The organism is Lederbergia sp. NSJ-179, from assembly GCF_022867885.1.
Taxonomy (GTDB): domain Bacteria; phylum Bacillota; class Bacilli; order Bacillales; family Bacillaceae_C; genus Lederbergia.
In genome coordinates this window covers 34385-60682 of record NZ_JALIFP010000009.1, presented here as the reverse complement: position 1 = coordinate 60682, position 26298 = coordinate 34385, and the positions used below count along the sequence as shown (strand labels likewise).

Genomic DNA, 26298 nt, shown 5'->3' with positions numbered 1-26298 from the left:
CCTTTAATCATTGTTTGATATACTGGTCCAATTCTTTGAAAAGCAGTCCTAATACATTAGCTTTAAGGGAATATTTCAAACCATTCATTTCAACAATTTTAGATCCACGTAATATTTTTAGGTGATGATGAATTGTCGTTTTACCCATATGTAACTGTTCCGTAAGGTTCTGTAACGAACGGTCACTTTCGGATAACAATTTTACTATTCGAAGCCTAACCTCATCTCCCAACGCCTTATGCTTTTGCACTAATGAATTGTTTGGCATATATTTATCATTTGGTGAAAGACTATCGTTTGCTACTGGATAGTAAAATACTTTCGTCTCTTCAAGATCTGATTCAATGTTCCAAGGGCGATATACATATTGTGGAATAAGCAATACCCTATGAACACTTGGTTCAGGGAGATAGTTGACTCCCCCAGTTGCCCATTGAACAAGTTCTTCGGGAGACATTTTTTCTTTCATTTGGTTTTTAGATTCATAATCAGTGTGTAAAATCCGTTCAGTTTCCTCTAAGTCGGGGATAATTACTGATTCGTACCATCCTGCCATAACTTCAATAAGATGAGATTTAAGTTCTGTTGCATCCACTTTACTAATGAATTCTATATACTCAGGAAAAAAGGGAATTTCATTTGTTATCTTTTTTAGTTCAAGGATAGCGTCCTCTTGTCCAAGAGCAGCACTTCCCCTTAAATGCTGAAATGTATCACCGGTGAATGGTAGACAAGTGTATTTTATTTCCGATACCTCCATCCATTCGACACTTGTACAAAACTCATTCAAGTTATTACTTTCATTTTGATGGAGCAATTGTAATAGCGCTTTCCAAGTATTGTTTTTTTCTACGTAATTCAAGTGATTTAAAAGGTTTGTTGATAGTGTTTCTTTAAGTTTTTCCCAGTAAGTTGCAGGTTTTTCTAATGTATTAATTAATTGAGAATTCGTTACTGCGGCAATCCCTAGTGCACATTCCCATAGTGGAGAATAAGCTATCTGAACGTCATACGTTTCTCTTTTTCGACTTGTCGCGTGTATTATTTCCATAAAATCACCTCGATCATATTTTTTCTTTTGAGAATACTATAAATGAAGAAAAGATAAAGTTCAACAATTATTGAATAAAATATTCCATATTGGTTAAAAAAACAAAAAAACATACTTTGATCATTGAGAATCAAAATACGTCTCTTTAGTTTCGATTATCCTGGCATGGAGTAAATTTAATAGTTTATATTTTGAGCAAAGCGTCCGCCAAATCATCACTTTATATTCAATTTGGTCCATTTCTTGAAGAAGTTTGTTCGGCAATCGTGACCTATTCTGGCAAAACAAATTACGATTTTAGCTTACCTAGGGAAACCTTTTTAATAAATGGATTAAGTTTAGCTGATTTCGGGCGCCAAAGCAATAGGTATGTATTTCAGTCGAATAGTATTAGTGTCCAAGAACTCCCTTATCGCATTGATTTTTTCCTCATAAATCACGGACATATACAAGCAAACACAGGCAATTTTGATCAAGATCCTTTTTGAAACCCAATAGTTAAAAAGTGAAACCAAATCTAATCTAATCTTTAATCTGTATATCAGTTCTTGATAACTATTTTCATTGTTAAATAAAGTACTTAGAACTCCATCGAAAAAGGGTCATTCAGCAATCCCATTTAAACTTTATGGGACTTAACAATTAGTGTAGAAGGGGTTATTTTAGCTCTATCACCAGAATACCACCTCTCAGGATTACTTTGATCGTTCTCTGGTATAGTAGATTCTTCGATTATTTGATCGACAACAAATCCAGCATTTATCAATTCATTCACAAAGGTACTAACCTTTCGTCTATGCATAACAACGGGAACTTCACGCCAAATCACAGTTTCAGGACCTTCTTTTAAGAATGAGCCATTTATTATAAATCGATTGTTTTCATAAGCTAGTTTAGTATGGATCGGATGCTCCCAACTAAATATAAACTCTCCCCTTGGTTTTAAACTTCGAAAAATGTTACTCAATGTCTTTTTTAAATCAACAGTCCAACCAAGAGCATAGATGGAAACAACTTTATCAAAATAATTGTTGGGCAAGCCTGGGATATCCTCCATTGAGGATTCGATAAAATATATTGGAATATCATAGGCAGATACAACAGATTTCGCTGTTTTAATTTGCTTACCCGATAAATCTACTCCCCAAAGTTCGCTAGCATTATTTTTAGCAAAGAACTCTAGAGAATGGCCACTGCCACAACCTACTTCCAGTATTACATTATTGCGAATGTCACCTAGTAAATTTAATTGGGATTCAGTTGGTGCATAAGGTCCATACCTAAAATCATCAAAACTACCTTCGAAAAATTGATCCGCTACCTGATCCCAACCAGCTTTATTCATTTTCAGCATTTCTTTCGTATCTAACATGTACGCTCCTTCTTTCTATTTTTATTCCTTAGGACTGAACAATTCGCCGTTACTTTTATTTTCTATAAATCTAATTGAAAATTCTTCTGAGATTAATAAGTGTTAGTTAGAAGTTAACTTGTTTGTTGAATAATATATATGTATTCAACAAGCAATAGGCTTAAAATTTAATTTGCATTTTTCAAGCCTTAAGGCAATTTTCTTAATATAATAGAATTAATTAATCCGACATTTTTTGAGAATAAAATGTCGGACAAAAAATTTCTTTCTTACTTATTATTAGTTATTGAAAGGAGAAAAAATGGATTGGCTAGAGAGAATAAATAGAGTAATGGATTATATTGAACAAAATTTAGTGGGCGAAATAGATGCCAAAGAAGTATCAAAACTAGCTTGCTGTCCTGAGTATCATTTTCCAAGGATGTTTTCTTCTATGACAGGCTTGAATTATCAGAATATATTAGTCGTAGACGTTTATCACAAGCAGCATTTGAGCTTCAAAATAACTCTGCTGTTAGAATCATTGATCTTGCCCTAAAGTATGGATATGATTCTCCAGACGCCTTCAGTCGTGCTTTCAAGAACCTACATGGGGTTACCCGAACAGTAGCCCGAAGTAAAGGGATTGAATTAAAATCCATTCCGAGACTTTCCTTTTAAATTACGATTAAAGGGGATGTAGAAATGGACTATAGAACCTAAATAATTACAAATCGTTTGTTGTTCCTTTGCGTTCAATTTTACTAAAGAGGTTGTAGTAAAAAATCTGGGTTGTCATTGTGGCAGCCTTTTTTGTGTCTAAGTGTTCAGGATTGTTTGGAAGGATTATACTTAAACTAAAGGAGTACATTGATTAATGAAAAATAAGCTAATTTGCATCCCTGATTCTGTTTTCGTTATTCCATTAGCTAATCATTCGTCCTATCCATGGGACTTGAAGAAATAAAAACGAAAAAAGACCCAGCATAAACAATACCAAAATTGTCGGGTTCTCCATTATGATTGCTACTATCCTATAGTAGAAGGGAGGTCATTGGAATGAACGAGCTTGAAACGCTGAATAAAGTGATGCAGTACATTGAGGAGAATTTGGAATACGAAATTGATGAAAAAGAAATTGCGAAACAAGCTTATTGCTCTGCTTACCATTTTAAAAGGACATTTACATTTTTGGCCGGCATTTCACTTCAAGAGTATATCCGCCGAAGACGTCTTACTCGGGCAGCGTTGGAATTGCGAAACTCTACTATTAAGGTCATTGATGTGGCTATTAAATACGGATACAATTCTCCAGACGCATTTACACGAGCTTTTCAAAAATTGCATGGCGTGACACCGACAGAAGCTAGAGATTACAAGCAACCGCTCAAAACATATCCTCCAATGACTTTTCAAATAATCATAGGAGGTAGTGAACCAATGGAAATTAAAATTGAACACATGGACTCATTTCAGGTTGTTGGCATTAAAAATAGAGTGACAGGGGTCGATGTGGGTGAACATCCAGGCGTAAACGAAGTTTGGAAATCAACAGATAAAGAAACATATGCCAACTTAAAATCTCTTAACAACATGAAGCCATATGGAATTCTTCATGTGGATGTGGATGAGGAAGGACCTCAAACTCGTCAATATAATTATTATATGGCTGTTGCCACAACGAAATCTTGTACAAACGAGTTCACTCGCTTCATCGTCCCGGCAATGACATGGGCAAAAATTCAAGTGAAAGTTCCTTGGTCCAGAGAAAAATGGAAATACATTTATGGGGAATGGTTTCCTTCCTCAGGTTATGAACAGATTGAAGGTCTAAAAATACAAGTAGGACCCGAGGTTCAGATCGGTGTAGAGAAACAAATCATGACTGAAGAGGTAGATGTTGAATTATGGCTTCCTGTTGCAAAGATTAAACAGGATGAGTAGGTTTTAAACAAGCTTGTTAAGCATTATTATTTCTCAATAACAATCCGGAGAATTGATATTCTGTCTTTCGGAAAAGGTCCAATCCTTCATTTAACATAATGACGGGTTAAAGAAGAGGCTAATTCAATTAAACGTATTTTTGTTTAATATTGCCAATCATTAATAGACTGAAAATATGCAAGTTTTGACTTTCACCTTTTGCATATTTTCAGCTTTTTTACATTCAAAAAACGTATTGCTATAACTCCATTTTAAAATCGCCAAAGAATATAGTGGAAGCGGGATCTCGGTCGCCGAAGTGAGAGGTGTTAGGTATCGGCCAATGAAAAACAATGTCTCATAGATGACAGACTGATTGCCAATTGATGCTTTTACCGAGAATTTGTACCATTTTCGACTCCATTTTACCCTCGGATAAATCCACCTTCTGAATGGATAATTTGTCCAGTTTTCCAATTGGCTTCATCACTTGCAAGAAAAGCAATAATCCGTGCAACATCATCTGATGTAACAATACGGCCTATTGGAAATTTACGTAAAAGAAATGGTCTAATCATCCGTCATCCAGGTTGCGGCTGTTGGTCTGGGACTTTGAAGTTATATCAATTACTAGCACTTGTTGAGAACTTCTCGATAAACAACCGTTAATTTCAACTATTGCTCCAAAAAGTTTAGAATAAATTATACATTGAACGCATAAACCCACGATAAAACCGAAGAACCTAAGATAAGAAGATGAAGAATCATATGTTCAAGATTAGGGCGCGGGTTATTTTTAAGATGAGGCAATATGTGAATCGTTGTCGAGAAGATTCTTTCGTACACTTGTCCCCATGTTTCGTCGTGCGACATTTTGTAGAATTCACGGCCTGTCATATACGGCAACCACCAATTTAATATTGCTTCTACCATGATAAGGGTCCAAATGAATCCACCGATCCCAAGCAAAATAGGTATTTGTGTGCATGATAAAGTAATGGCTAATACCATGATGATACCGTTCACCAGTGCCTCTTTCCTTCGCTCTTCAACAGAATAATGTCGAACACCGTTAAAAGGAAATAAATCTAGCCTTGTGGTCATTTGATGATAGCAAAAGGTTAAGAGTTGGATGATAAGTAAACTGTAAAACATCAATCTCTCTCCTTGTTTGCGTGATATTGCAGATTAAAGCCATTAATCAAGGCTGAGATCCCTGTCTCAAACCATTGATCATAATAACTTTGTGGAGCGGTTGGCGGATCCGGCCAATTACCGACTTCAGCTAATGTATGACCTATAACGAATATTGCAATGGACTGAAAAATGAAAAGAGCCTGTTCATGGTCTACATTTGCCTCTTCCATTGTTTTTAGTAAAGGGGCAGATAGATCAGAACTTGCTTTAGTAGAGACAGGATGAATGGCAACACGGGGTACTACTCCCGGATGCATTTTAAGAACTTCTTTATATTTTGTTGCAAAAGAAAAAAGTGCTTGTGGCCAAGGCATTGGCTCTTCGTTTAAGATAACGGCCTTTGCGCTATCAGTATCGATGATGTTCTGTATTAAAGCGTCTCTACTTGGCACATGATGATAAAGTGAAGCAGCTTTTATATTCAATTCAGTAGCTAGACGGCGCATAGACAAACCTGTTACACCGTGGGTATCCAATATGGTGAGTGCAGATTGGACAACTTTTTCAATCGTTAACGGTTCTTTTGCTGAATTTGCCATCCTCCTTGAAGTCTCTCTCCCTAACATCGTTAGTCTAACGTTGTTAGGTTTGAGAAGTAATGTATTTTGAAATTATTCATAAGAGAGATTGATAAAGTTGGAAATTAGTGGCTGAATTTTAGATTGCCAAATACATCAAGCCCTGGATATCGGGTGCCGAAGTAACTGTGATATAATGAAAAAAATATGTAAAAAGGTGGAATCCTGTTTGAAGAAATATAGTACGGCTGTTGAATTATGGCAGTCATATAAAATAAAGTCTGTTGATGATATCGATAAATATCTGGATCATTTCCGTATTTTGTTTGCTTACCACTCTGGTAAAATAGAGAACGAAGATATCACTTTTCATGATACAAGAGAAATTTTTGTAAACGGCCGCATTTTAAATTATACAGGAAGTCCACGGGCCGTATTTGAACAACAAAATCAAAAGCTTTGCTATGAATTTTTGAAAATGAAAATCCTAAGGAAAGAAGTTCTCAGCATAGAGTTGGTTAAGGAAGTTCATAAGATTCTAACAAGTGGGACTTATGATGAACGAAGGTTTGTAGCGAATGAAGAGCGTCCAGGTGAGTTTAAAAAGCACGATTATGTTACTGGAATCCATGAAGTAGGATCTGCTGTGCAAGAGGTAGAAAAGGATTTGAAGGAACTAATATCAGAAATGAATGAGTATAAGGGGAAGGATGTTTTAAAAGCCGCCACTTATTTTCATGCTAGGTTTGAGTATATACATCCCTTTGCAGATGGTAACGGGCGTGTTGGGAGGACACTTATGAATTATTATTTGATGATAAAAAATCACCCACCTTTCATTGTTTATGAGGAAGATAAGATTTTGTATTATGAGTGCCTGCAAAAGTATGATGAAACGGAGGAACTGAATCCACTGTTTAAGTTTTTTAAGTATGAATTAGAAAAAACATGGGAAAATGCGTTGGCACTTGCCAATGGAGAGGAGCAAAAACGAAAACGTAAAGGATTGTCGGATTTTAATTAGAGTGCGTAGATCACTTATACACGTTTTTATCAATATCTTTTCAAGCCATCATAGCCACCCAACGTATCACAGATGAACTTGAAGTCATGAAAAGCTTACACTAAATCTGATAGTCATACGGAAACCTTGTTTAAGTAAAAAAACAAGAAAATGTAAAGGGAACTTTAGATTTTCTTGGTTTTCCCTTATTCTAAAGAAAAAAGTGGTAAGAAATCATATTGATTGACTTAGAGGCTACTTTAGATTGTAAAGTGTATGTATAGACATTAGTAGTAAGTGGAAAATCCAATAAAGAAAGGAAGAGATATCGTGAACGTACTGATCATAGGAGCAAATGGCCAAATAGGCCAACACGTTGTGAGGAAGCTACATGAATCTAGTGAGCATAATGCCATTGCAATGGTTCGAAAAGAAGAGCAAAAGGCAGAATTTGAAAAACAAGGAGTCAATACAGCCCTTGTTGATCTAGAAGGAAGTATCAATGATATCGCCAATGCAGCAAAGGATGCGGATGCGATTGTATTTACAGCTGGCTCCGGAGGTCATACAGGAGCTGATAAAACCATGATGATTGATTTAGACGGGGCCATCAAAGCCATGGAGGCAGCTAAACAAGCTGAAGTAAAACGTTTTGTGATTGTGAGTGCGATTGGTGTTCATCACCGTGATAAATGGATGGGTGCTGTACCGTACTATAGTGCGGCCAAACATTATGCCGATGTTTGGTTAGAGAGAAGTGGTCTTGATTATACAATTATTCGTCCAGGAGGACTGACGAATGATCCCGGAACTGGCAAGGTAAAAGTGGCGATTGATCTTGAACGTGGACAAATTTCCCGCGAGGATGTTGCATCAACCATTATTGCTTCACTGGAGAATAATCATACAATTGGAAAAGCCTTTGATATGATTGGTGGAGAAACACCAATTGAAGAGGCATTAAAATCATTATAGTGGCATAAAAGGTATGTGAGGCGAGAAAGACCTAGTTATCAAAAAAGGTTTTTCTTGGCCTCTTTTTGTTTTGTCTTGAAGTTTGTATGTAGCCCACACGATGTGGGGGAGAATGGTGTTGAACATTGGTAAGATACCTGTTTCTTTATGTGCATTGTTCTTCAGGCTTTATATTCACCTTTTTCCATTTATCAGCGCCTTCTCTACGAAATTGAGCGATTTCTATGTCCGTTCCATTCGTTAATGTGATGAATATAAAACAATAATCAGCCCCATCATTCCCAAGAAAGTAAATACTTTTAAGATAGCTATTTTTGATCGTTGGGTATCGCTTTTGCACTAATTTGCACCAACCACCGTATTTTACATCGATAATCGATTCCCCATCATGATCCCAGCCGTGGTATGGTGCACAAAGGAAATCCTCAGTTATTTGCTGAATATCTGCAATCCGATAACCTGTTTGTTCGTAAACAAGACTAATAAAACCGTAAGAATAGCCGAAGTATTCAGCACTCTTTCCCGCAAAAGTCTCAATCGTTTCAATTTCATAGAAAAACTTAATATCCTGTTTTTCTCCTGGAACCCTGCAAAGCTTTATTAAATTCAGATGCCCCACTCCTGCAAATGAATGAACATATTTTTTATAACTTAAATTTTTTTGATAAGCCTTAGATAAAAAATTGTAGGCAAGTGAATAGGGAATATGGCCATTTCCGATAGTTCCGCAGCTTCTTGCTTCTGTGCTTGCTGCCTCACGAAGATAGGGTATCCTCGGGCGACCTAGTCCATTCTGTGGGAACTTCAATTTGCTCATGTGTTTTTTCATAATAAGGATCGAAAAAATCATAATTTATAAATCGTTCATTTAATGCAGGCAAGCAAGATGGCCGGAAAAATCTTTGATCATCCATTTGACTTCGCAAAAACATGTTCAACACCCCCTTGTTAGCTTATGGATGAATGTAGGAGAATGATACGTATTTTGAACAGAAGGTAAGAAAAAATAAGGATGTCTAGCTTGAACATAGGAGGTCATAACATGATGGAAAACCAAGAAACATTACCTGTAATTCGTAAAACGATTATTGTGGATGCTCCGATTGAACAGGTATGGGAGGCTGTTTCAACGTCTGACGGCATTGTTGAATGGTGGATGCCGAGCACTTTTGAGCCTACCTTAGGAAAGGAATTTGTGCTTCACGCTGGTCCATATGGGGATTCCCCTTGCAAAGTAACAGAGCTTGTCCCCCGTAATCGTGTCGGTTTTGATTGGAGGAAGGATTGGCATTATATCATTCGAATTGCAACAGTTAGCAGAGGAGAAAACGGAGTTTACTCTCATCTATTCGGGCTGGAATGCTGAGGGAGTAACTGAATTTGGCCAACCACACACGGCCATTTGTGGCATATGGAAGATGGTTGGGAAAAAATTGTGAAAGAGAACTTTCCCGCATATCTTGCAAGTTAAGTATTGCTTGTATTTAAACACAATGTTTTTGAAGTCTGTCTCGACCTTGGTCAACTTCTATTCTGGTCTCATTAGGAAGGTAAGGGGCAGTTTTTAAAAACTGAGCATTTCGTTGGAAAGGGATCAAGATTGTTGACATGAAACAATCTTGATCCCTTTATTATTGTACTACCTGTGATTGGACTGGTCCTCGGTGTTATCGGAATATTTTTTCGGGAATAGTTGTTAAAGAAATTGAGAAAACAAATGAGAACGGTGGCCTTTAGGTACTTTTGCATAAAAACGTTCGGATTTATAGTTATTTACTCCTGTTTTATCCCAAGTGGATTGCAATCACACAAATATTAAAATATATTTGTGTAAGCGTTTTACAATAATAGGAAGGAGGGAGTGGATGTAACAGATGTATTAAGAGGACGTAGGTCAAAACGGCGTTGCGAGAGGCCGGCGCGCCTTTAGCCGTTTATCCTTACACCCAAGGCGTCTTGCGCTTTTCTTAACGACATTCTAGCAAAACGAAGGGAAGGATAAGGATATGTACATTTTTGATAAAAGGAGTATACGCTTATGGATGTATTCTGGAATCATGTTGCTGTTATTATCAGCTTGTTCCGCAAATACAGGTAATGAGGAACAAAAAGAAGGCGGGAACACATCTCAAGCAACTGAAAAAAACGAATCAGAAAAGGTAACGATTACAGTAGCCTTTGATAAGGATGAAGATTTCTTTGAATCAAGGTTCGGTGCAATCGAAGAAAAACTTGGAAATGTGAAGCTTGAAATGGTTCCTTTTTTTCAAACTTGGACTGAATTGGAAGAAATGTTTGCTTCTGGCACTGTTCCGGATATTATTTATAGCGCTAACTTTGACACGAATAGGGAATTATTAGAGGCTGATTTAGTTTACCCTATTGAAGAGCTTATTTCTAAAAGTGATTTAAATCTTGATGATATTAATCCGTCGCTCATTTCATATGCGCGCTCTTTTGACCCGGAAGGAAGTTTGATTGGACTACCGGATGGTGTGGGATACAAGGTATTATTCTATAATAAAGATGTCTTTGATCTCTTTGGTATGGAGTATCCAACTGGAGAAATGACCTGGGAGGAAGCAATTGAACTTGGCAAGAAAATGACTGGGGAAAGAAATGGGCAAAACTACACAGGCTTACTCATAGATTTAGCGACGGCTCCATTGGATCAATGGGCGGTTAATCCAGTTGATCCAGATACAGATGAAGTCTTATTGCTTAAGGAACCAGCGTTTAAAAAATATTATGATTTAATGGAAAGATACTATAATATACCGGGCTTGTATGATGTAGGTGTAGACGGTGATTGGTTTGCGCAAGGGTTTGCAGCCATGAAGGTTGGATATCATCAAACACTTATGTGGAGCGATGTCGAAGACAAAAAAGATAGCATTGATATCGCCCCAATACCGACATGGCCCGAATTGCCTGGTACCCATCCTTATTTAACGACAACACCAATGATTATTATGAAGGATAGCAAACATGTTGAAGAAGCATTTGCGGTTTTAAAAGAATACGTATCAAAAGAAAACCAACTAAATATATCGCGAACAATGTCAAGCGGTACCGTTTTAATGGATAAAGAGGTATTTGAGCAAACAGGCGCTGATGTTCCTATCTACGAAGGAAAAAATATTGATGCTTTCTATGAATTGACGCCAGCTGAGTTGAAACGACAAAGTCGATGGGATCGTATTGTCGACTACAAATTAGAGGAATTTGCTGAGTCGGAAGATGATGCCGCCACCTTTTTGAGAAAGCTACAAGAGGAGGTAGAAATAAAAATTAAAGAGGAAAAGGCGAAAATGGATTAGTGACTTACATTCTTAAATGATGGTTAAGTGAGTCAATTTCATAATGGCTTTTTGTAAAAATTCCATTCTATTCCTGATGAAAAAAGTTGCCCTGTATGTATTTTTAGTTGCTAGTTTTGAAATTTGGCAACAACCGCCGAAGCAAATAAATATGTATTTCAGTCGAATAGTAATAGTGTCCAAATACTCCCTTATGTGCACCGATTTTTTCTCAAAAATCAGGGACATACAAGCAAAATAAATTTGTGTATGTCACCTGATTTTGCTTAAGCTCCTTTTTGAAACCCGATCGTTAAAAAGTGAAACCGCATCTTATCTAATCCAATCTATAATCTAAAATCCCTTTCACCAAGTAGAGGATTGGTCAAATACAATGACAATACATATAATGATAGTCTACTTAAATTTCCGCCTAGTTTTGAGGAGACCGAGTATATGCTAGACTATAAGAAAGAAAATACCGGAAATTATTTGTGAGGTGTGGGGGATGGATGAAAAGATTCGAACAAATAACAAGTCTGTCATCTGAAGATACCTACTATAAGGAGAGGTCACGATGTGGTATGAAAGTAGAATAACACAAGCTTTGAATATTAAATACCCGATCATACAAGCAGGAATGGCAGGAGGTGTGACAACCCCTGAACTTGTAGCTGCTGTTTCCAATGCGGGTGCTCTTGGAACGCTTGGTGCGGGATATATGAGTCCCGAACAAACGCAAGAAAGCATTCGGAAGATTAAGCAGCTTACAGATCAACCGTTTGGTGTGAATCTATTTGTCCCGGAATTACCGGATATCTCTGAAGATGTGATTGAAAAAGCAAACGAATGGCTCAGACCTTTTCGGGAGGAATTAAACCTATCGGAAAAGCCTGAGGTACAGAAACCGAGTGCTTCCTTTTTTGAAAAACAAATAGAAATTATGATGGAAGAGCAAGTACCTATATGCAGTTTTACATTTGGAATCCCTCCAAAGGAAACAGTTCAGAAGTTAAAAAAGAGAAATACTGTGGTAATTGGTACCGCTACAACGGTAAAAGAAGCGATGGCCAATGAAGAACATGGAATGGATATGGTGGTTGTGCAAGGCAGTGAAGCTGGGGGACATCGTGGTACTTTTATGGGATCTTTTGAAGAAGCGATGATCGGAACGATGGCACTTATCCCGCAAACGGTAGATCATGTCGATATACCTGTGATTGCCGCAGGTGGAATCATGGATGGCAGAGGGGTTTTGGCGGCCATGGTACTAGGGGCGGAAGCTGTCCAGATGGGAACGGCGTTTGTCACAAGTGTGGAGAGTGGAGCAAATGTTCAGCACAAAGAAGCGATTTTGACCAGCCATGAGGAACAACTGGTGGTGACCTCGGCATTTAGCGGTAAACCGGCAAGGGGCGTCCAAAACGACTTCATTACAAAAATGGCGAAACACGAAAAGGAACTGCCGAAATACCCACTTCAAAACGCTTTAACAAAGCAAATTAGAAGTGAAGCAGCCAAACAAAATCGACCTGAATGGATGTCTTTATGGTGTGGTCAAAATCCACGTTCAAGTAAACATCAATCCGCAAGTGAGTTGATTTCAGAAATACTAGTCCAAGTGAATGATATTGTGAAGAATCAAGCGAGAAGATGGTAACATTGTGTTCTGAATTCTAATAGTAATGGAATTGAAAGTTTACTTACATTTGTATTCTCGAAGAAGGAAAATGATTTGTTTGGTACATACACGCTGTAGTGTCTGCTTGGTCAATGGAGAGTATTGAATGTTTTGACCGACCCGGTCGTGATCTTCAGATTGGAGCAATTGCGATTCCGTAACAAAGCGCTGTTTTAGAAATTGGGTGTGGCGCGCCCGCCTCTAACAAAAATACCCGTTTACTTTTTCTCAGCTATGATGATATATGTTTTATCTGTTGGAAATAACTTCTGTATTACTTTTAGCCCTGCTTTCGTGACTTTTTGTTCCATCTGGGAGGAGGAAATTCTAGGATGGGGATGAGTGGGAGTTTCTTCCGCTTCAAATTCCATACATACGAAAGTTCCACCAGGTTTCAGCACACGTTTCATTTCCCGAAGTGAAGCAGATAATAAAGGCTTCAACTCGTGGAGAACTAAGGAAACAAGTACAAAGTCCATTGAATTGTCGGATAACGGGATATCATCCACACTACCTTCTAGAGTTTTAATATTTGTTATATTTTCCTTTTTTGCCTTGGAACGAATCACCTCTAACATATTAGGATCGATATCTAATGCAAAAACGGCCCCTTCTTCCACTGTTTTAGCGGTTGGAATGGTAAAGTAGCCTGTTCCTGCACCTAAATCTAAAATGTGATCCGCTTTTTTTATAGGAAGTATTTTTAGTAGTTCTTCTGGCGATATATCACCTCTTTTTGCAGGATCTTCAAGGAATTCCACTCTTTTTGCAAATCGTGCTATATCTTCAGATTGATATTTTTCTTTTTCCATATGAATGATTCTCCTTTTAATCAAATCGTCGTTTTGCGCTTTTTAAATTCTTTATGCCATCCATCATATATTGCTCTCTCTTACGCGCTTTAAAACCTCTTTTGTTGGAATACCAAACAACGGGACTATTCACGGCTGAATTGCGATAGACTTTGGGTTATGGTGATTACGGAATTCTGCCATTAAGTGTTCTAGTGAATAAAGTGCTGGCATGTCCATATGCGCTTGATTCGGTTGTTTGAAACGCGAAGATCATATTTATATGAATGACATCCCCATTTTCGCCTTCTGTTACACCTGCTAGGCGAAAATGAGGTGTCTTTACTTTGTATGATCAAAGTTAAAACTTTCAATGTTCATTTTTTGGACCATGATCATTTCACTCTAATCATTCATAATTTTGTCTAGTACGAGTAATTTTACGTATTCACTCTACTTTTATAGAGAGCCTTCTGTTTTTACATCATTGTTCGTACCCGCCTTGTGGTGCCTTGGAAAATCAAGGAATATGGCAAGAATGCCACAGATACCAAGTGCCATTGGATAGAATGAGTACGGTATAATACTAACAGGAGAAATGGCGGCTAGTCCAGAGGCAACAAGCATTTGTCCACCATAGGGAACAATTCCTTGAAAGCAACTCGCGAAAATATCTAGTATACTTGCAGACTTTCTTGGATCAATCTTATATTCATCCGCAATGTCTTTTGCTAATGGACCTGTCATAATAATTGAAATAGTATTGTTGGCTGTTGCGATATCTGCTACACTGACCAGTCCAGCAATTCCGAATTCTGCTCCTTTTTTTGTTCTCAACTTACTTGTTACAAAGTTTAGTAGCCAATCAATCCCTCCATTATGTTGAATGATGCCAATCATCCCACCAATAAGGATAGAAACAATGGCGATGTCTTCCATATTCATGATTCCTTGAGAGATTGCTTTAATGAATCCAGTTGTTGTATAGGAGCCATCGATTAAGCCAATAATCCCTGCAAAAACTGTACCTCCAAGGAGGACAATGACAACATTAACCCCTACCAATGCGGAAACTAAGACAAGGATATAAGGAAGGACTTTAATGAAACTGAAAGGATATTCCCCGAGAGTATGGCTCTCATTTCCTATTGTAACAAGCCAAAGAATGACAGCTGTCACAATTGCCCCAGGTAAAATGATAAAAAAGTTGGTTTTGAATTTGTCATTCATCTTTGTTTTTTGCGTTCGAACTGCAGCGATGGTCGTATCTGAAATCATGGACAAATTATCGCCAAACATGGCCCCGCCAATGACAGTTCCCATAGCCAAAGCCATGGATATTCCAGTTTGCTCGGCAATTCCCATTCCAATTGGCGTCAAAGCAGCCACTGTCCCCATGGATGTCCCCATTGAAATGGAAATAAAACAGCCAACAGCAAATAATCCGACCATTAATAAATTACCAGGGATAAAGGATAGTCCCATGTTAACGGTAGAGTCAACCGCACCCATTCCCTTTGCTGTTTCCGCAAAGGCACCGGCTAGTATAAAGATTACAACCATTAGTATGATATTGGGATGGCCTGCCCCCTTTGTAAAGATGTCTAATTTATTTACTAAAGTTTCTTTCCTATTCATAACCAATGCAATCGCTGCTGCAATTATAATAGCTACATTTAATGGCATATTTGAAAAGTCTCCAGAAATGAGCCCATTACCGATAAAAAGTAACACAAATATAAGCAATGGCAGTAGGGCAAGAAGACTCCCTTGTTTTTGTGTATCCGTCATAAAATGACCTCCTGAATTTCTATTCATTTTATTTTGTGAAGTAGATTAGAGATTGCCAATTAGTTCATTGTCATCCCGCCTGTAACGTTAATCCCTTGTCCAGTCATGTAATCAGAGTATTTTGAGGCCAAAAAGACAACCACATTGGCAATATCTTCTGGTAATGCTGTTCTCCCTAATGGTACTTGGGAGTTGTCTTCTAGCCGAATTAATTCTTCGTCAAGACCCCGAAGTTCCCCTCCGATTACTCTTTCTGTTCTTTTCATATCCGTTTCTACGATTCCGGGACATACCGCATTTACATTAATTTGATCTCTGGCCAGTTCAATGGCAGCTACTTTTGTCATGCCTAGTACTGCATGTTTGGAGGCTACGTAACTTCCCATCAAACGATAGCCATTTTTACCTGCTTGAGAGGAGATATTGATAATTTTTCCCCCTTCGCCTTGGGCTTTCAAAATTTTGGCGGCTGCCTTCGTGCATAGGTATACACCTTTTGCGTTCACATCCATCGTCCGATCCCAATCTTGCTCCTTAATATCAACCATATAATCCATTGTGGAAATACCTGCGTTGTTTACAAGAATATCCAATCTTCCGAAGTGAGTCGTTACTTGTTTAATCATATCTTCTACCTGGTCACTTTTAGATACATTGGTTTTAACATAATATAAGTGATCACTTGAAGCTTTTTCCATTACGGACATGTCAGCAACCGCCACTTTTGCACCACAATCCAAAAACGCATCGACAATGGCCTTTCCGATGCCATTTGCCCCACCTGTGACAATGGCTACTTTTCCTGTTAAATCCATGGTATACATGGGTTGTCCCCCTTTTGAGAAAAAATAAAGAACAACAGATGAAAGCTTTAGAGATAAGCTTCAATCTGTTGTGATAGAAGAAAAGATTATCCTAAAATCTAATGTAAGCTCTATTTTATCCCCATTTTAACGGGCAGAATGATGTTTTTTAACCTTCTAATGTGAAAAAGCCTCTTCTTTAAAGGTAGAAGAGGCTTTAAAACATATAGGCAGAATCCTCTTCTTATCTTCAAGTATTATACTACTGGAGTTGGCACAGTACTTCTCTGAGTCCGCTGCCGAGGCTTCGTAGGGCCAGTCCCTCCACCTCTCTAGATAAGAAATATAATGATTTATGTATTTGGTTAATAATAAATTACATTAAAAAGCCATGTAAGTCAATCGTTTCAGTGTGAATACAGGAAACTATTTACATCAGGCAGGTCTATACAGCATTAAGAACTAAAAAGATATCATATTCCCTAATCATCTTGACTATATTGTGAATTATTTAACAATTATGAATAAACCTTCTTAAGGTTTCAATCTTTTTACTATCTCTTTCGTGTCATACATAGATGTTTAAATCACCCCAGAATGGTCATTATAAAAGTCAAACGTTTATTTAAGGAAAAGGAGAGGTTTTTCATGACAATGAACAACGATGTTCCTCAAGATAAAAGTCTTGATAATAGTCTAGCCCTTTATCAAGAAGGGTATCAATTTATTCAAAATAGGATGGAAAAATATCAGTCCGATTTATTTGAGGCTCGTTTGCTTGGCCAAAATGCCGTCTGTATTAGTGGGGAGGAAGCCGCGGAATTATTTTATAACACAGAACTTTTCCGGCGGGAAGGGGCGGTACCGAAACGAATTCAAAAATCGTTATTTGGGGTTGGTGGTGTGCAAACGCTGGATGGGAAACAGCATGATCATCGGAAAAAGCTTTTTCTGTCGATGATGACCCCGTTAGAGGAAAAGAAATTAGGCGAGCTCGTACTAGAAAAATGGACAGAGCGGTTAGACCAATGGGAACTGGCAGAACATATTGTCTTATTTGACGAAGCGAAAGAAGTATTATGTCGGACAGTCTGTCAGTGGGCAGGCGTTCCTTTAAAAGAAGCGGAGGTTGCGGAGCGAGCGGATGATTTTGCTTCAATGGTTGACGCATTCGGAGCGGTGGGTCCACGACACTGGAAAGGGAGAAGGGCGAGGACAAAGGCGGAAGAATGGGTTGGTTCCCTGATTGAAGATGTGCGGACTGGAAAGCTATCCGCTAGAGAAGGGACACCTCTACATACGATTGCTTTTCACAAAGATCTTAATGGCGAGCGTTTAGATACGCATACGGCAGCCGTTGAATTGATAAATGTGTTACGGCCAACTGTGGTCATCTCCGTCTTTATTACCTTTGAGGCCTTGGCCCTGCATGAGCATCCACAATATCGAACGCGCTTAACAACAGATGAAGAACGAGAGGCTTTTGTTCAGGAGGTGCGCCGTTATTATCCATTTGGCCCGTTCCTTGGCGCGCGAGTTAAAAAAGACTTCACGTGGCGGGAATGTGATTTTAAAGAAGGTCAGCTTGTTCTGCTTGATATTTATGGGACAAACCATGATGAAAAAGAGTGGGAGGAGCCGGCGCAATTTCGACCAGAACGTTTTCAGGAAGGGGCTAGAAGTTTATTCAACTTTATCCCTCAAGGCGGGGGTGACCCAACAACAGGGCATCGTTGTCCGGGCGAAGGGATTACCGTTGAAATGATGAAAGCAACATTAGATTTCCTAGTCAATCAGATTGAATACGAAGTTCCTGAGCAAGATTTGAGCTTTAGTTTAGTGAAAATGCCGACATTACCTGCGAGCGGCTTTATGATGAGCCAGATCCGCAGGAAAGCTTAAAATACTAGGATGAAAAAGATGTTCCTTTGTGGACATCTTTTTCTGTTAAAAAGTACCGATCCTAACTATAGCGCCGTTCTAGCTCTATTCTTTTTGTTTTATCGAGAAAACCTTTTACATTCTTGCAAATAACTACTATACTTTTAGTATTGATCTTAAGAAATTAGGTGTTCGTCATGTATGATCTATTACTTCAAGAATCATATGCAGAATGGATTTTACCACTTACGATTGCGATTATCTGGATTTTGAGTTGGCAATTAATCATGCTTTCTCGCTCTGTGCAAACGAACGGTCGGGCCCATGAATCTGTTCAACTAAATATCTTTATGGCGCCTACGATTCAAAATGATAGACCGCATCTTCTTCGGTTTCAGCCAATGAAGACGGTCAAAAGACAAGAATCTCCAGATGATTCAGAAGAGGACCACTTTCCTATTTAGAAGACGCCAATTTTTTAAATAGAAAGGTGAAATTGAATTGAAAAAAAATATATTATTACTTTCTTTGCTTGTGATCACTAGCTTTATGCTTGGTGGTTGCTCAGGAGTAGAAAATAAAACAGGCTTTTTTTATAATACTTTTGTTCGGCCACTTTCTTGGGGAATCCATGAAATTGGTTCTACCTTATGGGGAGAATATGGACTCGCGATTATCATTATTACTTTAATCATTCGTTTGGTCTTGCTGCCATTTATGCTCAACACGTATAAGAAACAACAAGAAATGAAAGTAAAGATGGACAAGATCAAGCCTGAAATGGACGATATCCAAAAACGACTAAAGGCGACAAAAAACCCTGAAGAACAGAAAAAAATTCAGCAAGAAATGATGCTGCTTTATCAAAAACATAATGTCAACCCGCTTGGTGTTGGCTGTCTCCCTGTGATCATCCAAATGCCCATCCTAATGGGACTGTATTGGGCGATTCGTAGTTCGGCTGATATTGCCAGTCATTCCTTTTTATGGTTCGATTTAGGAAATCCGGACTGGATCATGATGTTAATTGCCGGATTGGTTTATTTTATTCAGGCAGAGGTATCGCTGGTAACGGTCCCAGAAGCTCAGAAAAAACAGATGAAAATGTTCTCTTACCTGTCTCCGATTATGATCATGTTCATCTCTTTTTCAGCACCAGCTGCCCTACCGCTATATTGGACTGTCAGTGGTATATTCATGATTTTCCAAACTTGGCTTGGGCGGAAATTTTATATGCAACATCCGGAAAAAGTGGAAGAAAAAGGGGATTCAAAATCACCTTCTAAATAAAGTGAAGCTTCATTTAGTGGGGGTTCTTTTCATCCCTCATTGATTGTTCGTTTATCCGGGATAAATACTAGTTTTAAAAGATAATCTTCTTTCTAAGGGAGATTATCTTTTTTTTTAAATAGCGAAACTTTTTTGTCGTTTTATACGTTATAGTATAAGAGGATAAAAATATATTGTGAGAGAATTTTTATAGGGGGATCAATTGTGAAAAAAAAGGTATGGATTTGGATTGGCATTATTGCAGGAATTTTGATTTTCTTAGCTGTTGGCGCCACTATTGTCATGAAAATGGGGTCGAAAGTGGTCGATGGCATGGAAGAAGAAGACATGTCGCTTACTGTCCAAAAAGCGGATAAACAAGAATTAACCGAAAGTATTTTAGTGACAGGACAAATTGTTCCAGAAAGTGAACAAAAAGTTTATGCAGAACCGGAAAACGGGGAAATACAAGAGTTTAAGGTTGAGGAAAATAAAAAAGTGAAAAAAGGAGATCCTTTATTTGTCTATGACTCTTCAAAATTGAGTCGTGAATTTGATAAAACGGTTCGGGAACGAGATTTAGTGAATAAAAGAGCGCAAATTGAAATAAATCAAATAGCAGAATTGAATAAGAGAATCAAAGAGGCGAAGCAAAAGGTTGGGCGAAAGATTGACCCGGAGGCAGAGGTAGCAGAAGAAGCTGTCACTCAAGATGATGTGAACCAACTTGAAAATGAAAAGGTTCAAGCAGAAATGGACCATGAAGCTACAAAAGAAGAGATTCAATCTATACAAGAGACGATTAATGAGCTAGATGCACAAATAAAAGCGATGACCGTTGTAAGCAAAATTGATGGAATTGTTGTAAAAGTCAACAAAAATGTGGAGAAAACCGAAACGGGTTCCACCGAACCTGTTGTTCATATCATTTCCAGTCAACCTTATAAAGTCATTGGGACGATGAATGAATTTGATGCGGTTAAAATTGCAAAGGATCAGCCTGTTGTCATTCGCCCGAAGGTTTTTAAAGATAGAGAATGGAAAGGAGTCGTTGAGTCTGTTTCTCAGTTTCCAACAGATGATGGTGGTGGCGGTGAAGACTATGAAATGATGGGCGGTGGCGGCAATGTCACGACTTATCCATTTAAAGTAGCGATTACTGATGATACAACTGAACTACGCCAAGGATTCCATGTCTCATTAGAAGTGAAAATGGGCGGTGGAGAAAAATCTTTAGTTGTTCCTCATATGGCGATCGTGGAAGAGGAGGACGTGGATGAGAATGGAGAGAGTAGCGGGGAAATGGTGGAAGTGATTTATGTGCTTGTCGATGGAGTTTTACAAAGACGGGAAATCGAAACAGGCAAAATGAACGATGAATTTATTGAGATTACAGAGGGTGTAACGAAGGATGAGTTAGTCGTCATCTCCCCATCCCCTGGATTGCATGATGGAATGGAAGTGACGTCCTATGATGAAGTTGAGTGAGATAACAAAAGTCTACGGGAATGGCTCGCTTAAAGTTCCTGTTTTACACGGGATTGATCTTTCAATTGAAGACGGTGAATTTGTTGCCATTATGGGCCCATCTGGTTCAGGGAAATCGACTTTAATGAATATTATTGGTTTCCTGGATTATCCAACAGGAGGAGCCTATGAATTAAATAATGAAAAAATCAGTTCCTTTAAAGAGAAGCAATTGGCTCAGCTCCGCAATCGCCATATTGGCTTTGTGTTTCAACAATTCTTCCTGCTTCCGCGCTTAAATGCGTTAAAAAATGTGGAGACTCCGCTTATCTATGCGGGGATGTCGAAGCGTGAACGGAGAGGAAGAGCGCAAAAAATGCTGGAAAAAGTCGGCTTGGGTGATCGGTTGAAGCATTTGCCAAACCAATTATCGGGTGGACAAAAGCAGCGCGTGGCAATCGCCCGTGCGCTTGTGAATGATCCATCCGTGATCATGGCTGATGAGCCAACCGGTGCACTTGATTCCAAGACAAGTAAGCAAATTATGGAGCTGTTTGTCCAACTGAATCAAGAGGGAAAAACCGTCATCCTTGTTACACATGAGGAGGAAGTCGCCGCCTATGCCAATCGGGTGATCACCTTGAGGGATGGAATGATCACCGATGATCGGAGGATGACATCATGAATATACTAGAAAGTTTTAAAATTGCCTTCTCCTCGATTTGGAATCATAAAATTCGCGCGTTATTGACGATGCTCGGGATTATTATTGGGGTGGCAGCTGTTATTACGATTGTAGGGCTTGGCCAAGGGGTACAGAAACAAATGGAGGCGGAGTTATTTGCGACTGATAAAAATGCGATTCAGTTAAACTATGTAGAAGATTTAACAGAAGAAGAAATGATGAGCAGTGATTACGTTTACGAGTATCCAGAATTAACAGCTAACGATGTGGAGACACTGGCAGCTGTTCCGGGCGTAAAATCAGTTGTTGCGACAAATATGGGTTGGGGGCAGTTGGTGCATAATGATCAACAAGGTGAATTGAATATTACAGGAATAGGTTCGGAATATTTCTTGGCACTTGGTATAGAAGTTTTGGAAGGTAGACCCATCAATACCCGTGATTACGATGGGATGAACCGTGTCGTGATGATTGACAAGGTCGCACGGGAGAAATTTTTTAAGGATAATGAAGAACCGGTCGGAGAAATTATTGAGCTGAACGATAATCCATATAAAATTATTGGTGTTTATAAATCGCCTACCCCTGAACAATGGAATGAGGATGGCGAAATGCTTATGCCCCGAACGGTTATTTCTTTAATGTACGGAAGTAGTGAAATTGAAGAACTCTCTGTCATAGCAGAAAGCCCAGAAGTAATCGGGGAGGCTGGAAGACTGGCTGCCGAGACATTGACAGAAAGCAAGGATCTTGAAAATGGTCATTTTGAGACCTATGATATGTCAGAATGGGAGGACCAATTCAAACAAGAGGTTAGGATTATGACACTTTTTATCGGGAGCATTGCTGGCATTTCCCTTCTGGTTGGCGGAATCGGTGTGATGAATATTATGCTCGTTTCTGTGACGGAGCGGACAAGGGAAATTGGCTTACGTAAAGCATTAGGAGCAACTCGTGGAAAAATTCTTTTTCAGTTTCTAATTGAATCGATTACCCTTACGTCACTAGGAGGTTTGATTGGAATTGCATTGGCCAGTGCGGCTACGGGGATAATTTCAATGTTTGCTGATATAGAGGCTATGGTAAGTCCGCTTGTTGTCCTTATCGGTGTTGGCTTTTCCGCTTTTATTGGTATTATTTTCGGAATCCTGCCAGCAAACAAAGCATCTAAGCTAAGTCCAATTGATGCGCTAAGATATGAATAAATGTAAAAAGGCTAATTGCGCTCGAGCAATTAGCCTTTTTACGCTCGGATAGCATTTTCGAGCGTATTTGAATTTACTTTTTTCGCGACCAATGTGCGCCTTCATCCATATGGACAAATGGGATATCGGTGTTCACTTCACCTGTAATTTTATTGCATGTAAGATCTTCTCCATTTAGCCATTTTAAAAAATCGAATTCAATGGGTTCTTGGTTGCCCCCTAATGCCATCCATGCCTTCATTTCTCTGGGCAAATAGGCGGACGTGTGAATGGTGCCAGCCCAACTGCTGTATAATTCGGAAAAAACGCCTTTATCTCGATCATTCAGTAAACGAAAGGCCTCATGTGCACTGGTGAGTGTCTCATATTTCGAATTCATAGCCTCTAATCGACGTTTGGAATCGACGAGATGATGACGATTTTCGTCTGTCAAAATTTCAAAATGGTTCGTACATGCCTTCGATTGGCGGACTTCGATACGACGGGGAGTTGCTTCCACGATAAAGGTTTCTCCACTTGGATCAAAAACGGTATAGCTAAATGAATGCCGATGAGGAATTTCTTTTAACAGATCCACAGCTTCTGTCACTGAGGCGCAGGATTCCAAAATAAGTCTTCCAATCATGCAACAAATAAAGCCATCACCCGGCTTTTTTCGATTCATAAAATTATAGCCCATTGCCAGCCCTTTTTCGTTCATCCCATCCATACGACCTGTGACCCTCTGACTGGGCCCAATCATCGCATAACCTTGATCAGATGGTTGAAATAATAGATAGCGCCCTTCATATGTTTTTGGATGGTAATCATAATTGCGAATCAGATAATCTTCCCCTGTTAAAATGGAGCAACCTGATTTTACATATTCCAAACGATAGCCACCAAACTCAGCTAGAACACGTTCCATTGGCCATTCGAGTGCGGCTTGCAGGCCCAACAATTCCTCCCATATCCCAGGGGCAAAGGGTAGAATAGCTTGTTTCACTTCTTCCACTTTGATCGTAAATCGCGGCTTCCTCACTTTCCATTGCTGTTCTCGATTTTGAATTATCAGAGAATCTTTTATTTTTTTCCCCTGTAAAAGGCCAAAATCATAATGCGTCCCACGATATTGAATGATTTCACTATAGATTTGTTTCAAAACAGATCCCTCTTTGTATTTTAAGTATGTTCATCGTACATCTTCCTAATCGTTGTTGTCACGTGAAAGACAGCCATATGGACAAGGAGTCGCGCAATTGGGGTGAGAAGTTCATCAATCGTCCTGGAAGTTCATTGATTCTCTCATGAAGTTTATCAACTCCCTCTCGAAATCATCCATCGCCATTAAAATTCATAAATATCAGACAAAATTACTCCATCACATTCAGCAATCAATACATTCTGAGATCAATAAAAAACTTGAGGACAAATGCCTCAAGTTTCTCAAATCAGATAAGCAGATTGAACAAAGTACTGTCTTTATTCACTTCTGTAAAGGGAAAGCCTTTTTGTCGCATACGTTCCACTAATCCTTCATAATCTTCCGGTCTCTTTAACTCGATTCCGACTAAGCCAGGGCCGCTTTCTTTATTGTTTTTCTTCGTATATTCAAAATGGGTAATGTCATCCTGTGGTCCAAGGACATTATCCAAAAATTCACGCAAGGCTCCAGCGCGTTGGGGGAAATTGACGATAAAGTAATAGAGAAGGCCCTCATATAATAAGGATTTTTCTTTAATTTCCTGCATCCGCCCAATATCATTATTTCCGCCACTAACGACACAGATAACGGATTTTCCCTTAATTTCTTCCTTATAAAAATCCAATGCTGCGATAGGAAGGGCGCCAGCAGGCTCTGCGATGATCGCATGTTTGTTGTATAAATCTAGAATTGTTGTACATACTTTTCCTTCTGGTACTGGGATAATATCATTAACATATTGACTGCAAATTTCAAAAGTTTTTTGTCCCACACATCCTACAGCAGCCCCATCCACAAACTTATCAATCGTATCAAGAACAGTGATCCCATTATTCTCTATGGCTGCTTTCATACTGGCAGCGCCAGCAGGTTCCACTCCAATCATATGGGTATGGGGAGATAAGTTTTTTATATAAGTACTTAAGCCGGATAGTAATCCCCCGCCACCAATACTAGAAAAGACAAAGTCAACTGGCTCCTCTAAATCATTCATGATTTCAACCGCAACCGTTCCCTGTCCCGCAATAATATCAAGGTCATCAAAAGGATGGATAAAAATTTTATCTTCCTGATTGGCGTACTCTAATGCACTTACGGATGAATCATCGAATGTATCTCCGACAAGCACAATTTCCACAAATTCACGACCAAACATTTTAACTTGGTCAATTTTCTGATTGGGCGTTGTTTGTGGCATAAAAATCGTTCCAAAAATCCCAAGATGGGAGCAAGCAAAAGCAACGCCTTGGGCATGATTGCCGGCACTAGCACACACAACCCCTTTTTCCCTTGCTTCTGTTTCCATTCGTTTTATTTTATAATAAGCGCCCCGCAATTTAAAAGAACGCACATGCTGCATATCTTCCCTTTTTAAGTAAATACGGCAGTCATATTTTTCAGATAAACGTTCACTTTTTTGCAAAGGCGTATGTGCCACAACGTCTTTTAATTGTTGGTAAGCAATCAGGATATCTTCCACATTTACAGTATTTGACTTCAATTTTGTTTCACTCATGGCGTCATCCACTTCCTTTGCGAATTAAACTAGAATATTCGTACATTATAACATGAAATTATGATGTGAAACAAAGGAATATTCGTGGATATTTTAGTGACAACGATTTCAATTTTTAAATAAATTCTTGTCCATTCATTTATTAAAAATAATCCCTCTTATCCAGTGAGAGAATCATGAGGGAGAGGACCTGTTTAGTCCTTTATTACGCCAACTTCTGTGTATTGCATATCTGTTTTCTTGTGGAGAATCACTTCTAAGAGGCCATTTTTGTAAACAGCAGTCGTTTTCTTTTTTTCGACAAGGGCTGGCAAGGTGATCGTCTTTGAATTTTTGGGTTCTTCAAGATCTTCAATCATGAGTTGATTCGTTGTATGATAGACTTTCCAACGTTCTAAGGCCTGATCATCAGGAACCGGAATATGAATAAAGATATATTGAAAGGATTCGAAAAGCTTTATCCCATTTGATTGATTGGAACCTGAAGGCATTTGCTCAAAAATGGATCGTAACCAGTCATTTGAATTCGTTGAATCCTGATCAAAGGCTGAAAATGTTTGGGATAAAATTTTTTGAACATAATCTTCCACATTATTTTTTCCAATTTCAAATGGTGGAGCCTTATCTTGATTCATTTTAAAGGGAAATAAATTCCAAGGAAACATACGAATTCTTTCCTTCCTATCTCATCATATATCTATTTTATGTC

Annotated in this window: 23 protein-coding genes, 3 pseudogenes and 1 riboswitch; of the genes and pseudogenes, 13 read left to right on the top strand and 13 right to left on the bottom strand. The window is 38.6% G+C overall.

All coding sequences use genetic code 11. From position 1 onward, the window contains the following. Positions 1 to 7 precede the first annotated feature (7 nt). Entirely contained in the window at positions 8 to 1051 is a 1044-nt protein-coding gene (locus tag MUB24_RS09170) for an ArsR/SmtB family transcription factor (RefSeq protein WP_244703315.1), read from the bottom strand. 619 nt (positions 1052 to 1670) lie between these two features. Next, a complete protein-coding gene (locus MUB24_RS09165; RefSeq protein WP_244703314.1) occupies positions 1671 to 2423 on the bottom strand; it encodes a class I SAM-dependent methyltransferase in 753 nt (250 codons plus the stop codon). Positions 2424 to 2724: 301 nt separating this feature from the next. Here MUB24_RS09165 and MUB24_RS09160 point away from each other — a divergent pair. Together MUB24_RS09160 and MUB24_RS09155 are read left to right on the top strand one after the other, a co-directional pair. Beyond that, a pseudogene (locus MUB24_RS09160) lies at positions 2725 to 3080 on the top strand (helix-turn-helix transcriptional regulator); the annotation flags it as partial. Positions 3081 to 3461: 381 nt separating this feature from the next. Next, the gene (locus MUB24_RS09155; protein WP_244703313.1) at positions 3462 to 4346 is read left to right on the top strand and encodes an AraC family transcriptional regulator; all 885 of its coding nucleotides are present in this window, start codon (positions 3462 to 3464) and stop codon (positions 4344 to 4346) included. A 404-nt stretch (positions 4347 to 4750) separates the two neighbouring features. Here MUB24_RS09155 and MUB24_RS09150 read toward each other — a convergent pair. The 3 genes and pseudogenes from MUB24_RS09150 to MUB24_RS09140 form a co-directional block, all read right to left on the bottom strand. Then, positions 4751 to 4937 (bottom strand): annotated as a pseudogene (locus tag MUB24_RS09150) (SDR family oxidoreductase); the annotation flags it as partial. Between the two features lie 90 nt (positions 4938 to 5027). After that, positions 5028 to 5480: a hypothetical protein gene (locus MUB24_RS09145; RefSeq protein ID WP_244703312.1), complete on the bottom strand. Its 453-nt coding sequence runs from the start codon at positions 5478 to 5480 to the stop codon at positions 5028 to 5030. After that, positions 5480 to 6061, bottom strand: a complete 582-nt coding sequence (locus MUB24_RS09140; protein ID WP_244703311.1) for a TetR/AcrR family transcriptional regulator — start codon at positions 6059 to 6061, stop codon at positions 5480 to 5482. The genes MUB24_RS09145 and MUB24_RS09140 overlap by 1 nt, the downstream gene beginning before the upstream one ends. 208 nt (positions 6062 to 6269) lie before the next feature. On the opposite strand from MUB24_RS09140, the gene MUB24_RS09135 reads away from it, so the two are divergent. Further along, positions 6270 to 7064, top strand: coding sequence for a Fic family protein (locus MUB24_RS09135; RefSeq protein WP_244703310.1), 795 nt, complete (start codon positions 6270 to 6272; stop codon positions 7062 to 7064). A gap of 309 nt (positions 7065 to 7373) precedes the next feature. Beyond that, complete coding sequence (locus MUB24_RS09130) at positions 7374 to 8018, top strand: SDR family oxidoreductase (protein WP_244703308.1); 645 nt, start codon at positions 7374 to 7376, stop codon at positions 8016 to 8018. A gap of 145 nt (positions 8019 to 8163) precedes the next feature. Here MUB24_RS09130 and MUB24_RS09125 read toward each other — a convergent pair whose 3' ends face one another. Then, the gene (locus MUB24_RS09125) at positions 8164 to 8835 is read right to left on the bottom strand and encodes a hypothetical protein (protein WP_244703306.1); all 672 of its coding nucleotides are present in this window, start codon (positions 8833 to 8835) and stop codon (positions 8164 to 8166) included. Between the two features lie 225 nt (positions 8836 to 9060). Here MUB24_RS09125 and MUB24_RS09120 point away from each other — a divergent pair, with 225 nt between their 5' ends. The 3 genes from MUB24_RS09120 (at position 9061) to MUB24_RS09110 (ending at position 12977) form a co-directional block, all read left to right on the top strand. After that, positions 9061 to 9384 (top strand): SRPBCC family protein, encoded by a 324-nt coding sequence (locus tag MUB24_RS09120; protein ID WP_396426720.1) that lies wholly within the window; start codon positions 9061 to 9063, stop codon positions 9382 to 9384. Positions 9385 to 10060: 676 nt separating this feature from the next. Further along, positions 10061 to 11338: an ABC transporter substrate-binding protein gene (locus MUB24_RS09115; protein WP_244703304.1), complete on the top strand. Its 1278-nt coding sequence runs from the start codon at positions 10061 to 10063 to the stop codon at positions 11336 to 11338. Positions 11339 to 11894: 556 nt separating this feature from the next. After that, on the top strand, positions 11895 to 12977 hold the full coding sequence (locus MUB24_RS09110; RefSeq protein ID WP_244703302.1) for an NAD(P)H-dependent flavin oxidoreductase: 1083 nt from the start codon (positions 11895 to 11897) through the stop codon (positions 12975 to 12977). Positions 12978 to 13216: 239 nt separating this feature from the next. On the opposite strand, the gene MUB24_RS09105 is transcribed toward MUB24_RS09110, so the two are convergent. The 4 genes and pseudogenes from MUB24_RS09105 to MUB24_RS09090 all read right to left on the bottom strand — a co-directional run bounded on the left by MUB24_RS09105 (position 13217) and on the right by MUB24_RS09090 (position 16404). Further along, positions 13217 to 13810 carry a class I SAM-dependent methyltransferase gene (locus tag MUB24_RS09105; RefSeq protein ID WP_244703301.1) on the bottom strand — a complete coding sequence of 198 codons (594 nt, stop codon included), beginning with the start codon at positions 13808 to 13810 and terminating at the stop codon, positions 13217 to 13219. A gap of 132 nt (positions 13811 to 13942) precedes the next feature. Continuing rightward, a pseudogene (locus tag MUB24_RS09100) lies at positions 13943 to 14182 on the bottom strand (S-ribosylhomocysteine lyase); the annotation flags it as partial. Positions 14183 to 14248: 66 nt separating this feature from the next. Further along, the gene (locus MUB24_RS09095; RefSeq protein ID WP_244703299.1) at positions 14249 to 15580 is read right to left on the bottom strand and encodes a Na+/H+ antiporter NhaC family protein; all 1332 of its coding nucleotides are present in this window, start codon (positions 15578 to 15580) and stop codon (positions 14249 to 14251) included. A gap of 59 nt (positions 15581 to 15639) precedes the next feature. Beyond that, positions 15640 to 16404, bottom strand: a complete 765-nt coding sequence (locus MUB24_RS09090; RefSeq protein WP_244703297.1) for an SDR family NAD(P)-dependent oxidoreductase — start codon at positions 16402 to 16404, stop codon at positions 15640 to 15642. Between the two features lie 220 nt (positions 16405 to 16624). Beyond that, positions 16625 to 16726: riboswitch (SAM riboswitch) on the bottom strand. Between the two features lie 311 nt (positions 16727 to 17037). On the opposite strand from MUB24_RS09090, the gene cypC reads away from it, so the two are divergent. From cypC to MUB24_RS09060, 6 genes are all read left to right on the top strand, one after another. Then, on the top strand, positions 17038 to 18285 hold the full coding sequence (cypC, locus tag MUB24_RS09085; protein WP_244703420.1) for a CYP152 family fatty-acid peroxygenase CypC: 1248 nt from the start codon (positions 17038 to 17040) through the stop codon (positions 18283 to 18285). Positions 18286 to 18461: 176 nt separating this feature from the next. Beyond that, positions 18462 to 18728: a hypothetical protein gene (locus tag MUB24_RS09080; RefSeq protein WP_244703295.1), complete on the top strand. Its 267-nt coding sequence runs from the start codon at positions 18462 to 18464 to the stop codon at positions 18726 to 18728. Between the two features lie 37 nt (positions 18729 to 18765). Beyond that, positions 18766 to 19554 carry a membrane protein insertase YidC gene (gene yidC / locus MUB24_RS09075; RefSeq protein ID WP_244703293.1) on the top strand — a complete coding sequence of 263 codons (789 nt, stop codon included), beginning with the start codon at positions 18766 to 18768 and terminating at the stop codon, positions 19552 to 19554. 204 nt (positions 19555 to 19758) lie between these two features. Next, positions 19759 to 21021 (top strand): efflux RND transporter periplasmic adaptor subunit, encoded by a 1263-nt coding sequence (locus tag MUB24_RS09070; RefSeq protein WP_244703291.1) that lies wholly within the window; start codon positions 19759 to 19761, stop codon positions 21019 to 21021. Continuing rightward, positions 21005 to 21685, top strand: coding sequence for an ABC transporter ATP-binding protein (locus MUB24_RS09065; protein ID WP_244703289.1), 681 nt, complete (start codon positions 21005 to 21007; stop codon positions 21683 to 21685). The genes MUB24_RS09070 and MUB24_RS09065 overlap by 17 nt, the downstream gene beginning before the upstream one ends. Then, on the top strand, positions 21682 to 22890 hold the full coding sequence (locus MUB24_RS09060; protein WP_244703287.1) for an ABC transporter permease: 1209 nt from the start codon (positions 21682 to 21684) through the stop codon (positions 22888 to 22890). The genes MUB24_RS09065 and MUB24_RS09060 overlap by 4 nt, the downstream gene beginning before the upstream one ends. 73 nt (positions 22891 to 22963) lie before the next feature. On the opposite strand, the gene MUB24_RS09055 is transcribed toward MUB24_RS09060, so the two are convergent. From MUB24_RS09055 to MUB24_RS09045, 3 genes are all read right to left on the bottom strand, one after another. Beyond that, a complete protein-coding gene (locus MUB24_RS09055) occupies positions 22964 to 24031 on the bottom strand; it encodes a C45 family autoproteolytic acyltransferase/hydrolase (protein ID WP_244703285.1) in 1068 nt (355 codons plus the stop codon). A gap of 289 nt (positions 24032 to 24320) precedes the next feature. Then, positions 24321 to 25589, bottom strand: a complete 1269-nt coding sequence (ilvA, locus tag MUB24_RS09050) for a threonine ammonia-lyase IlvA (RefSeq protein ID WP_244703284.1) — start codon at positions 25587 to 25589, stop codon at positions 24321 to 24323. A gap of 194 nt (positions 25590 to 25783) precedes the next feature. Continuing rightward, a complete protein-coding gene (locus tag MUB24_RS09045) occupies positions 25784 to 26254 on the bottom strand; it encodes an Hsp20/alpha crystallin family protein (RefSeq protein ID WP_244703282.1) in 471 nt (156 codons plus the stop codon). Between the last annotated feature and the right edge of the window lie 44 nt (positions 26255 to 26298).

Excerpts from the sequence above, each read along its gene's own strand:
- MUB24_RS09170 (WP_244703315.1), bottom strand. The coding sequence starts at position 1,051 with ATGGAAATAATACACGCGACAAGTCGAAAAAGAGAAACGTATGACGTT.
- MUB24_RS09165 (WP_244703314.1), bottom strand. The coding sequence starts at position 2,423 with ATGTTAGATACGAAAGAAATGCTGAAAATGAATAAAGCTGGTTGGGAT.
- MUB24_RS09155 (WP_244703313.1), top strand. The coding sequence starts at position 3,462 with ATGAACGAGCTTGAAACGCTGAATAAAGTGATGCAGTACATTGAGGAG.
- MUB24_RS09145 (WP_244703312.1), bottom strand. The coding sequence starts at position 5,480 with ATGTTTTACAGTTTACTTATCATCCAACTCTTAACCTTTTGCTATCAT.
- MUB24_RS09140 (WP_244703311.1), bottom strand. The coding sequence starts at position 6,061 with ATGGCAAATTCAGCAAAAGAACCGTTAACGATTGAAAAAGTTGTCCAA.
- MUB24_RS09125 (WP_244703306.1), bottom strand. The coding sequence starts at position 8,835 with ATGAGCAAATTGAAGTTCCCACAGAATGGACTAGGTCGCCCGAGGATA.
- MUB24_RS09120 (WP_396426720.1), top strand. The coding sequence starts at position 9,061 with ATGATGGAAAACCAAGAAACATTACCTGTAATTCGTAAAACGATTATT.
- MUB24_RS09115 (WP_244703304.1), top strand. The coding sequence starts at position 10,061 with ATGTATTCTGGAATCATGTTGCTGTTATTATCAGCTTGTTCCGCAAAT.
- MUB24_RS09110 (WP_244703302.1), top strand. The coding sequence starts at position 11,895 with ATGTGGTATGAAAGTAGAATAACACAAGCTTTGAATATTAAATACCCG.
- MUB24_RS09105 (WP_244703301.1), bottom strand. The coding sequence starts at position 13,810 with ATGGAAAAAGAAAAATATCAATCTGAAGATATAGCACGATTTGCAAAA.
- MUB24_RS09095 (WP_244703299.1), bottom strand. The coding sequence starts at position 15,580 with ATGACGGATACACAAAAACAAGGGAGTCTTCTTGCCCTACTGCCATTG.
- MUB24_RS09090 (WP_244703297.1), bottom strand. The coding sequence starts at position 16,404 with ATGTATACCATGGATTTAACAGGAAAAGTAGCCATTGTCACAGGTGGG.
- cypC (WP_244703420.1), top strand. The coding sequence starts at position 17,038 with ATGAACAACGATGTTCCTCAAGATAAAAGTCTTGATAATAGTCTAGCC.
- MUB24_RS09080 (WP_244703295.1), top strand. The coding sequence starts at position 18,462 with ATGTATGATCTATTACTTCAAGAATCATATGCAGAATGGATTTTACCA.
- MUB24_RS09065 (WP_244703289.1), top strand. The coding sequence starts at position 21,005 with ATGATGAAGTTGAGTGAGATAACAAAAGTCTACGGGAATGGCTCGCTT.
- MUB24_RS09060 (WP_244703287.1), top strand. The coding sequence starts at position 21,682 with ATGAATATACTAGAAAGTTTTAAAATTGCCTTCTCCTCGATTTGGAAT.
- ilvA (WP_244703284.1), bottom strand. The coding sequence starts at position 25,589 with ATGAGTGAAACAAAATTGAAGTCAAATACTGTAAATGTGGAAGATATC.
- MUB24_RS09045 (WP_244703282.1), bottom strand. The coding sequence starts at position 26,254 with ATGTTTCCTTGGAATTTATTTCCCTTTAAAATGAATCAAGATAAGGCT.